Genomic DNA, 12,389 nt, shown 5'->3' with positions numbered 1-12,389 from the left:
ATACCACGCATGGCCGACATCCAGGGCTCGTACGACGACCTCTTCACTGCCGTGCCCAACGCGCTGTCCGCGTTGCTGGACGAGGGGGACGCCGGTGCCTCGGTGGCCGTCTTCGTGGACGGCGAACCGGTGGTGGACGTGTGGGGTGGGTTCGCCGACGCGGACCGCGCGATCCCGTGGCAGCGGGACACCATCACCAGCGTCTGGTCCGTCACCAAGACGATGACGGCGCTGTGCGCGCTGATCCTGGCCGACCGTGGCGAGCTCGACCTTGACGCGCCGGTCGGCCACTACTGGCCCGGGTTCGCCAGGGCGGGCAAGGAAAAGGTGCTGGTGCGGCACCTGCTCGCGCACACCGCGGGCCTGCCCGACTGGGACGGGCCGATCGAGGACCTCTACGACTGGCCGTCCGCCACGGCACGTCTGGAGGCACAGACTCCGCAATGGGAGCCGGGGAGCGCGGCCGGGTACCACTCGCTCACCCAGGGGTTCCTCGTGGGCGAGGTCGTACGCCGGATCACCGGCCGCAGCCTGGGTGAGTTCTTCGCGGAGGAGGTGGCCGGACCGCTGGGTGCCGACTTCCACATCGGGCTGCCCGCCGAGCACGACCGACGGGTGGCACTCGCGATCCCGCCGTCCTCCCAGGACGAGGACTATGCCGCGAGCGCGCCCAGCAGCAAGGCGCCTCCCACCGCCGCCACCCGCATACGGGTCCGCGACGGCAACAGCGTGGCCTGGCGCCGTGCGGAGATCCCCGCGGCGAACGGATTCGGCAACGCCCGCTCGGTCGGTCTCGTGCAGTCGGTGATGGCCTGCGGAGGAGCGGTACGCGCGACACGGCTGCTGTCGCAGGCGGGCTGCGACCGAGCAAGGGAGGAGCAGTTCAGCGGCGAGGACCGCCTCCTGGGCATGCCCATCCGTTGGGGCCTGGGCTACGGGCTGTTCGGCAACACCTACGGGTGGGGCGGCTGGGGCGGTTCCTTGGTCGTGATCGATCCCGAAATCCGCATGACGGTGGCCTACGTGACGAACCAGATGCGCGAGCCCGCGGACGACAACCGGGGACTGGAGATGGTGATGGCCGCCTACGACGGACTCCAGGGTCTGCGGGCCTGATCCAAGGGATGCACCAGAACAACGGCGCCGACCGGCCCGTCGGTTGCACAGTCACGACCGAGCAGCTCGCGGACGCCAGTCGAGATTGAATGGCCATCCTCACCGACCGCCCCCACGCGGTACGTCATGGAAGAACGGCAACGCGGGATTCGCGCGGCCCACACGGCAACCACGGTCACCGTCTATCAGGCGCACTCCCCGGAAACCGGCGAACCCGCCGTGCGAGAGGGCCGTTTCCCGACCGCGTGGAAACGCGACTGCACGACATGGATCGTCAAGCCGCGTTCACAGCCTCTTCCGTGCTGCGGACAGTCACCGCCCGAGGCTGCTCCACTCCACGTCGATGCCGTCTCGTGGCAGACATGCGCAGGGCCGTGTGTCCGGGCCGGCGTCCGCCGTTCGGATCACCCGACGCGGCCCTTCAGGTGACTGCCGGACGCCTCATGAGCCAGGCAGCCGTCGCAGGGGTACGACGTCTCAGCAGAGAACGAACCCGGAACGCCGTGAGGAGCTTGGCGATGTACGCAGCAGTCCGGCGGTACGAAGGGGTGACCGATTCGGCCGAGGCGGCACGTCTCGTGAACGAGGGGTTCGTGGCGCTCATGCGCCAGGTCTCCGGCTTCGTGGCCTACTACTGGATCGATGCCGGGGACGGAGTGATGGTCTCGACCAGCGTCTTCCAGGACCAGGCCGGTGCCGAGGAATCGATCTCGAGGGCTGCGGACTTCGTGCGGGACAACCTTGCGTCGCTGCTCCCCAACCCTCCCCAGGTCATGGCCGGCGAGGTGGTGGCTTCCGCATGACAGCGTTCGGACCGGCCAGATGAAGCCTCCAGGGCTGTACCGGCCTGCAGTGCCCACGTGGTCGCCCTTCACAGCGTGATCCCGCGAGGTGCGTCGGCCGCAAAGAGGACTGTGAACGCGGCTTGACATGGGTCATCAACCCGCGTTGACAGACCTCTGCCCGTCACCAGCGACACAGGCCACAGACGAGTGAGTGCTGATGAGTACGAGGTCGCGGCCGCCGTCCATGCTCGGCCCCTCCGGCTGAGCGTGGACCGAGCCGACATTCGTGCCCGTGACTTGGCCGGCCACGCACTTGGGCACAGCCTCTGCCAAGCAATGGGTCGGCGACTGTGGCGCGCAAGAAGTCGCAACGCGACTGTTGCGGGGTGTGGCTGCCCGTTCGCGGCCTAGTTCTGCGGTGCCAGCGTGCGTAGAACATCGAACTCGTTGCCCTCCGGGTCCGCCATGAGCACCCAGTTTCGGTCCGGGCCTTGACCCACATCCGCCTTTGTGGCGCCGAGGCCGAGCAATCTGGTCACCTCGTCCTCGGTGCTGCTGTCGATCGGGCTGACGTCAAGGTGAAGCCGGTTCTTCACGGTCTTGCCCTCGGGCACCTGGATGAACAGCAGGGTGGGCGGCATCTGGCGGGCCCGAACGCCCTCGACGGTCGGCACCCAGGAGCCAATCTCTACCTTGCCCTCGCTCCGGTCGATCACCTCGAAGTCCAGGACCTCGCACCAGAACGCCGCGAGCCTCTCCGGATCGTGGCAGTCAACGACCAACTCTGTGAACCTACTTGTCATGCCTCTCCCAGATAGTGCGGACGAGACTCAGAGTATTGACCCGTGCCGCCCGTCCGGCAGATCCAGGGCTGACGTCTCAGGGGCTGATGGACTTGAGGCCGTGCAGTTGATCGCGGAGCGGCTGACCGTCACTTCTAAGTCGCCCGCCGGCCTGACTGACGATCCAGATGTCCAAGCAGCGGCTTGCCGCTCTCGGTGCTTTGCCGAAAGAGCTGCGGGAGCGGAAGGTGCTCAGCAGCGGATTTCGTGCAGCGACCTCTCCCTGTGGACCCGCAGTACGGACGACCGTCACGCCGACGGCTGAGGCATGACCGAGTTCAGGAGGCGTGCTCGGGCAGGTCGGGGTAGAACTGGTCCGGGGGCCTGATCGGACCGTGCATCTCCTCGATGCGGGTGACAGTGACGTCGCCGAGTTTGAGCTCGCACGTGTTCTGCATGACGTGATCCTGACGTGCGGGCTTTCCGGGAGACCGGGGCGGCCGTGACGGGCTGAGCCGGAGTTGACAGAGCGGGGCGTCCCGAGGGGCCGGTGTGCCTCCCCGGGGGTGCGTTTTCGGCCGGCGCGGGGCTGGTGCCACGCCGGCCGAGGTTCGCCCCGTCGCGACGCCCGGCACGCCCTCTCGCCGCACCGGTCGAAAGCCCAAGTACGTCCAGTACGAGGACTTCCGGCCGGCACTCCCCCAGCTTTCGGCGGGGGGACCCCCAGAGCACGCTTCCCCATTCTCGGCTTCGCTCGTGCGGGGGGGGGACCCCCACGACGCCGCTCCTCGAAGGGCAAACCTCGACTGACGCGGCACTAGTCGTTCAAGTGGGCGAGGAGCAGGTCGGGATCCTTGGCGGTGACGTAGGCGGCGCTCAGCACGTAGACGGTGTCGCCGCGCAGGGCTATGGACGTGGGGTTCTGCAGGCCGTCGGCCGCGGTCAGCACGACGGAGTGGCTGCCGCCGGGCTGGACGAGCGCGACCTCACCGGGGCCGTTGAGCGCGGCCAGCAGCTGGTCGCCGTGGCCGGTGAAGGCGAAGTCGTCGATCCCCGGCAGGCCGGTGGCCTCGGTCCGGACCGAACCGGCTCGCCCGTCTTGGAGAATGGGGATGCGCAGGACGGTGCCCTTGTCGAGGTTGGTGGCCCAGACAGCACCGTTGTGGATCTTCAGGCCGTTGGCGCCGAGGAAGCCGGTGGAGGCCAGTTCGGGGGCAGTGGACCAGGCAGTGGGGGTGCCACCGGTGGTGGGCAGACTCCAGACGGTGCCCAGCACGGAGTCGGTGACGTAGAGGGTGCGGGTGCGCGGGTCCAGCGCCAGGCCGTTGGGCAGGCCGTTGGCGGGCAGCGCGGCGATCCGCTGGGGTTCGCCGCCGGGGCGCAGGCGCCACACGCCGGTGAGGTCGGGGGTGCCGGTGGCGTAGAGGAAGTACAGGGTCCCGTCGTGGGCACGGACGATGCCGACGGTCAGCGGGAAGCCCAGGACCGGGGTGTGGACACCACCGTCGGCGGGCTTGGGCAGGGTGGCCAGGATCCGGATGGCGCCCTTGGGGGAGACCTCGGCGATCTGGCGGCCCTCGGCGAAGGTGACGTACGCGGCGCCACCCGGTGCCAGGGCGACGTTCTCCGGCGTCTGGCCCTTGGCCAGGTCGAAGTGCACGGCGATCCGCGCGCTGCTCAGCGGGGCGGAGACGGCCGACGCCGCGGCCGGGCTGAGCGCTGCGGCAGCGGCCGCGACAAGGACGGCCGCCGACACGGCGGGCGTGGAGATCTTCTTGAACATGGTTCCTTCACTGGTTTTCGGGCATGCGACGGCAACACGCCGACGCACGCATGGAGACAGGTGGATTCCGCTCGGGGCCCTGCGGCCCCGGGGCTGATGCCGGCGGCTGGTCGTCAGCCGTGCCCGGGTGGGACGGGTGCTCGCACGTGCCGGCCGAGCGCCCGGTGGCGTTGCGTGAGGTCAGCCGACGTCGGCCCGTGGCGCCGGCTGCGCCGGGTCGGCCGGGACGGTGTCCTGGGTGGTGACCTGGGCGAGCAGGGCCAGCGCGGCCCGTGACGGCGAGCCCGTCTCCGTGGTGGCGACCACGATGTTGGGGCCCGGTCCATGGCTCAGGGTCTGCTGAACGACGGTCAGCGGGCCGACCAGCGGGTGCCGCATCTCATAGGTGGCGACGGCACACGCCTTGACCCGATGGTCGGCCCACATCGAGGCGAACTCACTGCTCTTTGCGCTCAGTTCACCCAGCAGCGCGTGCAACGCCGTGTCCTGCGGATGTCGGCCCGCCACCAGGCGCAGATTCCCCACCACCGCCCTGGCCTTGCTCGGCCAGTCCGCGTACAGGTCGCGGGTATGACAGTCGAGGAACACCAGTCTGGCCATGTTGGGACGCTGCGCCGACAGGTCCGGGGAGCCAGGGTCCAGGTGCCCGGCGAACAGCGCGTGGCCCAGGCGATTCCACGCCAGCACGTCGCTGCGCCGGCCGAGCACGATCGCGGGAACGTCCGCCAGCACGTCCAGCAACTGAGCCGTCGCCTCCGTCACGCGCTCCGGCGCAGGTCGCCGGCCCCGAGCGCGATGCTTGTCCACCCGGGCCAGGTCGTGCAGGTACCGCCGCTCGGACTCGTCCAGCCGCAGAGCCCCGGCGATCGCGTCCAGCACCTCAGGCGACGCGCTCAGTGACTGCCCCTGCTCAAGCCGGGTGTAGTAGGAGGCGCTCACACCCGCCAGCAACGCCAACTCCTCGCGCCGAAGACCCGGCACACGCCGACGCTCCCCATAGGTGGGCATCCCGATGTCCTCGGGACGCAGCTGGGAGCGCCGCGCCTGCAGGAAGTCCCCGAGCTGCGATTTTCCGGTCATGGATCCGAGTATGGGCCGACTCGAAACGCACAGCCTGCCCCAGCTGTGGATAGGCACCAGCCGGTCTGGCCCCCCGGCAGGACTGGTGATGACGTGGGCGTCGCCGAACCCGGCACCCTCCCCACGTACCCAGGAGGACGCCTTGAGCGCCACCGCCAGCGAACACGACCTCTTCGAGGTTCTGGACGCATCAGGCTTCGCCTTCACCAGACGCGCATGGGTGGATGCTGCACCCGCCCGGGTCTATGACCTGGTCAGTGACGTGTCCGCGATCGGCCGCTGGAGCCCCAACGCGACCGACGTCACGTTCGACCAGGGCGCCGGGCCTCGGGCCGGCGCCTGGTTCAGCGGCCGCAATCAGAAGGACGGCAGGGAATGGACCACCCGCTCCCAGGTCGTACGAGCCGACCCCGGCGAGGCCTTCACCTTCGTGGTCGGCGGCGCCGAAGACGGCATCGTGCGGTGGAACTGGACCTTCCATCCCCAGGGTCGAGGAACCGTCGTCGAGCAGTCCTGGCAACTCCTCCGCCTCGACCCCGTACTGGGCACCACCCGCGGCGACCTCGACGCCCTCCGCGACTACATGACGAACAGCGTCGAAACCACCCTGATCTCCCTCGCCCAATGGATCGCCGAAGAGTGAGGTTCCCAGGTGTGGCTTCGTCGACGGTGGCAGGCGCGAGCGCGAGCGACGCGCCGAGACCTGTCGCTGTGACCCCCGCCCACGCGGAGAAGTTGCGTGACACGGTCATGGATCAGTTTCCCCCGATGTCGAGGAGGGCTTGTTCGTGGCCACGGCGCGCAAGGCCGCCCCGTTCTCCGCCCTGGCATACGCGCAGGGTCCCTATGCGACGCTGCGGCTGCCGGGCCGGTTCGGGGACTTCCTTCTCGATGCCGAGCAAGTCCGCGCTCAACTGCCTGCGGTCGAGGAGACCCTCGTCCTGACCGGACCCCCACGTCGTGAAGCGATCGAGCGAATCCACGCGTGGATGACCGGCTTGGGTGACGACGCCGCCCACGACGCGGACGAACTTATTGACGGCCCGCTCCGCGTTCTCCGCCACGCCGCCCGTACGGGCCATCGGGCAGCCGGCCACGTCCGCTGAACCTGACGTGGCCGAACACCACACGTACCCCGACACGGTGTGCCCGCCGGAATTGGACAGACACCACGAAACCCTGCGCACAGGCTCCGCTACCTCGCGGGAAAGGTCTGTGAGCAAGGCTTGACTTGGATCATCAGGCCGCGTTCATGGCCTCTTCCATGGCTGATCCCCCCACGCGCAGCAGTGCGCTGAACGGGTGCCGTGGGCGAAGCCGGGGGCGGCACGCGCGCGGTGGTCGCCTCACCGGTCGGTCTTTGGTACACGGCGAGCCGCCTTGCGCTGTGACAGCCATAGGGCGACCGCCTCCGCGATCGGCTGACCGGTCTCCAGCTCGACGAAACCGAACTGGCCGCCTTGGTTGCACTCCAGGAACCACCACAGGCCCTCCTCGTCCTCGGCGAAGTCGAAGGCGGCGTACGCCAGTCCGGCAAGGGAGACGTACTCGTGCACCGACTTGCCGATGCGATCGGGTACCGAGACCACCTCCCAGGAGTGCTCGGTGTCGCCGTAGCGCCCGTCCACCTGGCCGGGCCCGGCAGCCTTCCGCGCGGCAAACAGCCGAGTGCCGACACAGGTCAGACGAATGTCGGCGCGCTTGGGTATGTAACGCTGCAGCAGCGCAGGGCCGGCCGCGACGGCGGAGAAGTCCGCGTCGGGTCGGATCAGGGTGGTGGGCAGGGTCAGCGCGGGATCGCCGGGCGGCGGCCCCGAGGCGGACTTCACCACCACGTCCCGGTGCTCCTCGGCGAACTGCTGTGCCAGGCGCGGGGCCGCGGTGAAGACGGTCGGCGGTACGGCGAAGCCGCTGAGGTGAGCGACCCTCAACTGCCATGGTTTCAGGCGGGCCCGGTCGGCGTTGTGCGGATGGTTCATCCATCGCGTGGAAGCGGAGAAGAGCATTCCGAACAGCGCCTGACGGGTCTCGGCGGTCAACCACGGCGAGGGGTGTGTCGCGTGCGCTGCCGGTTCGCCGGGCCTGCGCACCCATACCGAGCGCAAGCCTCCCATGCTGAGTACATGTCCGTTCACCGAAAGGTGGCCGTCGAATTCGCCGTGGGCGTAGTGAGCGGACAACACGACCTTGTCCGGCACGTCGGCGGGGTCCAGCCGCATGACGGGTGTCCCCATCTCGTGCAACTTGGCCACCACCATGTCGGCGGTCACGTCCTCTTCGGACGTGAGGATCAGCGCAGTCATTCGATTACGGGGCGTCAGTCGTCGAAGTGCGTCTGGGAACCGGCGGTGGATGCGGTCGTGCCGACAGCCAGCAGCAGGTCCGGGTCACTGACGGCCGGGCGGCCGTCGGGAAGCACGTTCAACTGACGCGACGCGTCGAAGTGGTACGGCGTCACCACAGTCGGAAGCCCTTTGGGGAAGGCGTAGTTGAGGGTGAACGGTCGCACTCGAAACCTCCACAGATGCACATAGCCTGCATGCGGTCCCTCTCGCGCCCTTGCGTAAGGAACTCTCGCTTTCTGTCACATCGCGGTGAAGGTCATCACAGGCGCGCCGCGTGATTCGCATCGTGCGCATCAACAGCACCACCGTTCTCACCTTCCCCACAAGTCACACATCGAATGGAGCATCAGAACTGTCACAGGGGTACGAACGGTGACTGCTTCCTCACTCACAGAGGGGTCTTCACGGCCCCTTTCATGCGCAAATCAGTGGTCATCCAGCAGCGAAGTGGGCTGGGGGGCGAAAAGGTCTGCGAAAACGCCTTGGCTTGAGCCATCATGCCGCGTTCACAGACCGCATCACCGGTGCTGGAGTCGTCCGTGCCCAAGCGCTGAGGTCTGGTTCGCTTCCAGACCGTAGGTGATATCTGCGGGGGTACTATCCGCGAGCGCCTTGGCCCATTCGGGCTGGTTGAACCATGTGGCTGGGGGATTTTTCGATGTCGTTTCGGCTGCGCGCAGTCCGTGCGTTCACGTTGTTGGTCGGCTTCCATCTGATGGGAGTCGTTCTGTTGTCGGCCCTCGCGGTGCTTGACTGGCTGCTGATGACACGGCTGTTCACCGCGCAGGCGGCCTGGTTCGAAGGCATGGTTCTGACCGTCACCGTCCTGTTGGCGGCGGCGATTCTGCGGGGTCTGTTCGCCTTTCTACGGGCCGGGCGTCTGGGCCCGGTGCCACACGGGGTGGCGATCACGCCACAGGAACAGCCCGAGCTGTGGAGACAGATAAACGCCGCCGCCGAAGTGACGGGGCAACGGCCGCCAAATGAGGTCTACCTGGTCGCCGAGGTCAACGCGGGGGTCGCCGAACAAAGCCGCCTCCTGGGCCTGCTGTCCGGACGACGCCGCATGCTCCTGGGCCTGCCGCTGCTCGGCGGGCTGACCGTCCCGCAGCTGCGCGCCGTCCTCGCCCACGAGTTCGGGCACTACGGCAACCTCGATACCCGGCTCGGCGCTGTCACGATGCGAGGTCGGGAAGCGCTGCTGCACACGGTGGAGGTCTTCCAGGAGGGCAGCACTCGGTTCCACCACGCGATTGGTGTCCTGTACGTCGGCTACGCCCGGATGTTCCTGCGGACCTCGCAGTCCGTGGCCCGACACCAGGAGCTTGCCGCGGACCGGACGGCCGCCCGGCATGCGGGCCGTGACGCGACGGCCGCTGCACTACGCGCCCTTCCGGTGCTCGCCGCCGCATACACCCACTACCTCGAGACGTACGCAGCGATGGGTAGGTCGCTGGGAGCGCTACCGCCTGAGGGCGAGGTGCACGGCGGATTCCGTCGACTGCTCGCCGCCCGGACCGGGGAGCGGCTCGCTCTGCTCTCCTCCGGGCAGCGTCCGCCGCGGCCGCACCAGTACGACTCACACCCACCGATAGCCGAACGGATCGCCCTGATCGAGAAGCTGCCCACCGATGGCCGGCCCGATGGGGCGGCCGACGAGCCGGCCGCGCTGACTCTGCTGCACGACCTGGACCGGGTGTTCGTCGCCTTGGAGGCACGCACGCTGTCGCAGGAGGCGGCGCGGCTACGGCGCATGAGTTGGGACGACCTCGTCATGGCCCGCGCGGTCGCCGATGCCGAGGTCTGGTCCCGGCCACTGCGGGTCGCCGTGGCCAGGGCGCTTCGCTCATCGGCGCAAGACGCGGGCAAGCCGGCGACCGTACACCGAACTGCCACGACCGAAGCAGTGACCGACAACGAGTTGCCCGCCTTGGAAGAGATACTCGACGCGTTCGACCGCGGCCTGCTGTGGATGGCGGTCGCCGACCGCATGCCCAAACCGCATCAGGCGGCGCGACTGTCTGGGCCGTCGGCCCGTAACTTCATTCGGCCCAGGGTCTTCGACGGGCTCGCGGGCTTGGTCCACCTGCGCCTTGCCGAGTCCGGATCTGCCAAACCGGACATCGCCTGGTCGGGGCAGCCTGGACTCATCCTGCCCGAGTCGTGGGAGAAGGGCATGGACGACGCCATCGACGCCGCCGTCGCCGACACGCCCGACACCGCCCCGCTGCGCGCCCTGCTCGCGAGCCCCCGCTGCGTTCCCGCATAGTCGCCGTTCGGCCTGGCGGCCGGTCACGATCGCTGGTCGACGGAACGATCCAAGTCCGCTTCAGCTCGACGAATGATCTGTGAGCGCGCCTTGACTTGGATCATCAAGCAGCCTTCACAGACCTGTGCCGCCATGTGCCCCATGGGTGATGCCGGCAGTTGTGCCCGGATTGCCGGTCAGGGACGCAGGTGGGCCAGGAGTTCTGCGTTGGCGGGGTATTCCTGCTCCTGGGGGAGCAGTCGGGTAGCTGAGTCCAGTTCGCCGTCTCTGACGAGTGCGTGGATCTCGTGGGCGAGCGGGGTCACGTCGCTGATGGACACGATCCACTCGTCCGCGTAACGCGACGATGCCTCACCCGAGAGCCCCAGTTGCAGCGAGCGGTGTGGCAGTGGACGCAGGTGCAGATCGCGTTCGGGATCCCACTGGACACGGGCCGGTGCGCGCTTGAGGTCACGCTGCCAGGTGACCCGATCGGGATGCAGCCCGCGAACGTAACTCGACAGGCAGGCATGGCGCAGGGCCCAGTCGAAGCCGTCGCGAGTGATCTCGACGGCGAGGACGGTCTCCTGACCCTCCTTCGTGCCCCAGCCGGAGCGGTACATCATCCACATGAAACTGGGTTTGATCCACGTCATGCGGCCAGGCTTCCACGCGGTGGGGAAACGCCCCTTGCGGGCGGCGGGTCCGCCGATCTCCGGGCGGTACGCCTGGTAGACGGTGATCGTGGACGCCGTGTGGAGCGCGCGGATCCTGCGGTGCGGTTCTTCCATGGCGTACAGCGTGGGCTCGGTCAGCTCAGGTGACCACCGATTTTCGACCCGTTGCTCGATCCGACGGAGCACGCCGGCCGCAGGCGGGAGGCAGTTGCCGTGCGAGCCAGGTAACGTCCGGCACATGGAGCGACATCTCGACAATGCCGTACTCGATGGACTGACGCGTCGGGCGCGGTCCTTCGTCAAGTGTCTCTCTCAGTGCGGAACTCACCGCGTTCTGGGCGCCGACGATCGAGGGGTCCTTGCTGATCCTCTTCGTTGCCACGTCCGAGTGCAGCGAAATCGCGTCTGGCTGCCGATGGGCGTCACACACCCGGTCTGGCCAAAGGGTCTGTCAGCAAGGCTTGACGTGGATCGTCAAGCTGCGTTTCACAACCCCTTTCAGAGACAGGGACGTTCTGTCTGCTACGGGAGGAGTGCCAGGGCTTCCTGCAGGTTGTGCTCGGCGATCTGGTACATGAAGGCTCGGCCAGGGTAGTCGCCGTCAAGCAGGCGCAACGGGCCGGCGACCAGGGACAGGCGCATCGCGAGCATGTAGAGAGCCAGCCGCTGCTTGTCGAGACCGGGCCTGGACAGGACGGGGTAGTGCTTTCCGAAACGGAGCTGGAGGAAGACGTGCTCCCACTCGATGTCGAAGTGCATGAGTCCCTCGATGTCGATCAGCACTGCGTGACCGTCGGCGTCGACCAAGACGTGGTCGGGGCCCAGTTCTCCGTGGATCAGCCCGTATTCGGCACGGGGGGTTACCAGCGTGGCCAAGAAGTGGAGACGGTCGCGCAAGTGACCGTCTGCTGCGGCGATCCTGCGATCTCTGCCCGAAGCCTCCTCGACATCGCGCAAGGCCCGGTCGAGAACCAGTTGCTCGCACGAGACTCCGCTTGCCGTGCCGCCCCGCTCCAGCAAATCCTCCCGGCCATAATTCGGGCCGAGGTGTCCGTGCATGAGGTCCACCATCTCGGCCAGGTCGTTCAGGGCCGTGGTCGCACGGGCCGGATCGCGTTCAAAGAGTGTTTCGAGAGTGCCGGCGGAGATGTCCTCGACCACGGCAACGTCCGCCCGGTAGCGGTGCCGACTGTCGTCCGCCAGGAGGACCCGCGGAGCCCGCACGCCCAAACTGTCCAGACTCCGCTGGGCGGCGAGGAACGGGGCCAGACCTGAGGCAGGTGCGAACGGGTCGCTGAGATCGATTCCGTCCTGGCCTGGCCAGAAATTCTCCTCTTCGGCCCAGCTGTAGACGATCACACTCGTCATCGGGGTTCCGTCAACTCGAACCCGGTACACCCCCTTCTTGCTGCCCCCGCGCAACCGGTCCACCGCGACCACACGGCGGCCCGATCCCAGCACGTCACGCACCAGCCCCGACAAGTCCTCGATCTCCGCCGGCTTTCGCATCGGCAGAACGTATCGAACAGGACGTTCGCACGTGCAGTGAAATACACCTCCAGCAGCCGACTGC

General features: G+C 68.0%; 12 protein-coding genes and 1 pseudogene. 6 read left to right on the top strand and 7 right to left on the bottom strand.

Annotated features, from left to right (window positions below):
• Positions 1-9 precede the first annotated feature (9 nt).
• The 3 genes and pseudogenes from ACZ4N5_RS03590 to ACZ4N5_RS03580 all read left to right on the top strand — a co-directional run bounded on the left by ACZ4N5_RS03590 (position 10) and on the right by ACZ4N5_RS03580 (position 1,919).
• Positions 10-1,116 carry a serine hydrolase domain-containing protein gene (locus tag ACZ4N5_RS03590; RefSeq protein WP_467755482.1) on the top strand — a complete coding sequence of 369 codons (1,107 nt, stop codon included), beginning with the start codon at positions 10-12 and terminating at the stop codon, positions 1,114-1,116.
• 126 nt (positions 1,117-1,242) lie between these two features.
• Positions 1,243-1,389, top strand: a pseudogene (locus ACZ4N5_RS03585) (DUF4291 family protein); the annotation flags it as partial.
• Positions 1,390-1,634: 245 nt separating this feature from the next.
• The gene (locus tag ACZ4N5_RS03580; RefSeq protein WP_266756748.1) at positions 1,635-1,919 is read left to right on the top strand and encodes a hypothetical protein; all 285 of its coding nucleotides are present in this window, start codon (positions 1,635-1,637) and stop codon (positions 1,917-1,919) included.
• A 389-nt stretch (positions 1,920-2,308) separates the two neighbouring features.
• Here ACZ4N5_RS03580 and ACZ4N5_RS03575 read toward each other — a convergent pair whose 3' ends face one another.
• The 3 genes from ACZ4N5_RS03575 to ACZ4N5_RS03565 form a co-directional block, all read right to left on the bottom strand.
• On the bottom strand, positions 2,309-2,704 hold the full coding sequence (locus tag ACZ4N5_RS03575) for a VOC family protein (RefSeq protein WP_467755481.1): 396 nt from the start codon (positions 2,702-2,704) through the stop codon (positions 2,309-2,311).
• A gap of 796 nt (positions 2,705-3,500) precedes the next feature.
• The gene (locus tag ACZ4N5_RS03570; protein ID WP_467755480.1) at positions 3,501-4,466 is read right to left on the bottom strand and encodes an SMP-30/gluconolactonase/LRE family protein; all 966 of its coding nucleotides are present in this window, start codon (positions 4,464-4,466) and stop codon (positions 3,501-3,503) included.
• 180 nt (positions 4,467-4,646) lie between these two features.
• Positions 4,647-5,546 carry a helix-turn-helix domain-containing protein gene (locus ACZ4N5_RS03565; RefSeq protein WP_467755479.1) on the bottom strand — a complete coding sequence of 300 codons (900 nt, stop codon included), beginning with the start codon at positions 5,544-5,546 and terminating at the stop codon, positions 4,647-4,649.
• Positions 5,547-5,688: 142 nt separating this feature from the next.
• On the opposite strand from ACZ4N5_RS03565, the gene ACZ4N5_RS03560 reads away from it, so the two are divergent.
• Together ACZ4N5_RS03560 and ACZ4N5_RS03555 are read left to right on the top strand one after the other, a co-directional pair.
• Positions 5,689-6,189 carry an SRPBCC family protein gene (locus ACZ4N5_RS03560; RefSeq protein WP_467755478.1) on the top strand — a complete coding sequence of 167 codons (501 nt, stop codon included), beginning with the start codon at positions 5,689-5,691 and terminating at the stop codon, positions 6,187-6,189.
• Positions 6,190-6,334: 145 nt separating this feature from the next.
• Complete coding sequence (locus ACZ4N5_RS03555) at positions 6,335-6,652, top strand: hypothetical protein (protein WP_467755477.1); 318 nt, start codon at positions 6,335-6,337, stop codon at positions 6,650-6,652.
• A 240-nt stretch (positions 6,653-6,892) separates the two neighbouring features.
• Here ACZ4N5_RS03555 and ACZ4N5_RS03550 read toward each other — a convergent pair whose 3' ends face one another.
• On the bottom strand, positions 6,893-7,849 hold the full coding sequence (locus ACZ4N5_RS03550; RefSeq protein WP_467755476.1) for an MvdC/MvdD family ATP grasp protein: 957 nt from the start codon (positions 7,847-7,849) through the stop codon (positions 6,893-6,895).
• Between the two features lie 14 nt (positions 7,850-7,863).
• Positions 7,864-8,055: a putative ATP-grasp-modified RiPP gene (gene tgmA, locus ACZ4N5_RS03545; RefSeq protein ID WP_467755475.1), complete on the bottom strand. Its 192-nt coding sequence runs from the start codon at positions 8,053-8,055 to the stop codon at positions 7,864-7,866.
• Positions 8,056-8,549: 494 nt separating this feature from the next.
• Between tgmA and ACZ4N5_RS03540 the strand changes: the two genes are divergently transcribed.
• Positions 8,550-10,160: a M48 family metallopeptidase gene (locus ACZ4N5_RS03540; RefSeq protein ID WP_467755474.1), complete on the top strand. Its 1,611-nt coding sequence runs from the start codon at positions 8,550-8,552 to the stop codon at positions 10,158-10,160.
• A gap of 176 nt (positions 10,161-10,336) precedes the next feature.
• On the opposite strand, the gene ACZ4N5_RS03535 is transcribed toward ACZ4N5_RS03540, so the two are convergent.
• On the bottom strand, positions 10,337-10,930 hold the full coding sequence (locus tag ACZ4N5_RS03535) for a DUF4291 domain-containing protein (protein WP_467755473.1): 594 nt from the start codon (positions 10,928-10,930) through the stop codon (positions 10,337-10,339).
• Between the two features lie 408 nt (positions 10,931-11,338).
• Positions 11,339-12,325, bottom strand: coding sequence for a phosphotransferase (locus ACZ4N5_RS03530; RefSeq protein WP_467755472.1), 987 nt, complete (start codon positions 12,323-12,325; stop codon positions 11,339-11,341).
• Positions 12,326-12,389 lie beyond the last annotated feature (64 nt).

The organism is Streptomyces sp. NPDC026500 (assembly GCF_055567635.1).
This window is presented reverse-complemented; position numbering and strand designations above follow the sequence as displayed.

Coding starts and splice junctions, on each gene's coding strand:
- ACZ4N5_RS03550 (WP_467755476.1), bottom strand. CDS start 7,849: ATGACTGCGCTGATCCTCACGTCCGAAGAGGACGTGACCGCCGACATG.
- ACZ4N5_RS03590 (WP_467755482.1), top strand. CDS start 10: ATGGCCGACATCCAGGGCTCGTACGACGACCTCTTCACTGCCGTGCCC.
- ACZ4N5_RS03565 (WP_467755479.1), bottom strand. CDS start 5,546: ATGACCGGAAAATCGCAGCTCGGGGACTTCCTGCAGGCGCGGCGCTCC.
- ACZ4N5_RS03570 (WP_467755480.1), bottom strand. CDS start 4,466: ATGTTCAAGAAGATCTCCACGCCCGCCGTGTCGGCGGCCGTCCTTGTC.
- ACZ4N5_RS03535 (WP_467755473.1), bottom strand. CDS start 10,930: ATGGAAGAACCGCACCGCAGGATCCGCGCGCTCCACACGGCGTCCACG.
- ACZ4N5_RS03540 (WP_467755474.1), top strand. CDS start 8,550: ATGTCGTTTCGGCTGCGCGCAGTCCGTGCGTTCACGTTGTTGGTCGGC.
- ACZ4N5_RS03575 (WP_467755481.1), bottom strand. CDS start 2,704: ATGACAAGTAGGTTCACAGAGTTGGTCGTTGACTGCCACGATCCGGAG.
- ACZ4N5_RS03530 (WP_467755472.1), bottom strand. CDS start 12,325: ATGCGAAAGCCGGCGGAGATCGAGGACTTGTCGGGGCTGGTGCGTGAC.
- ACZ4N5_RS03580 (WP_266756748.1), top strand. CDS start 1,635: ATGTACGCAGCAGTCCGGCGGTACGAAGGGGTGACCGATTCGGCCGAG.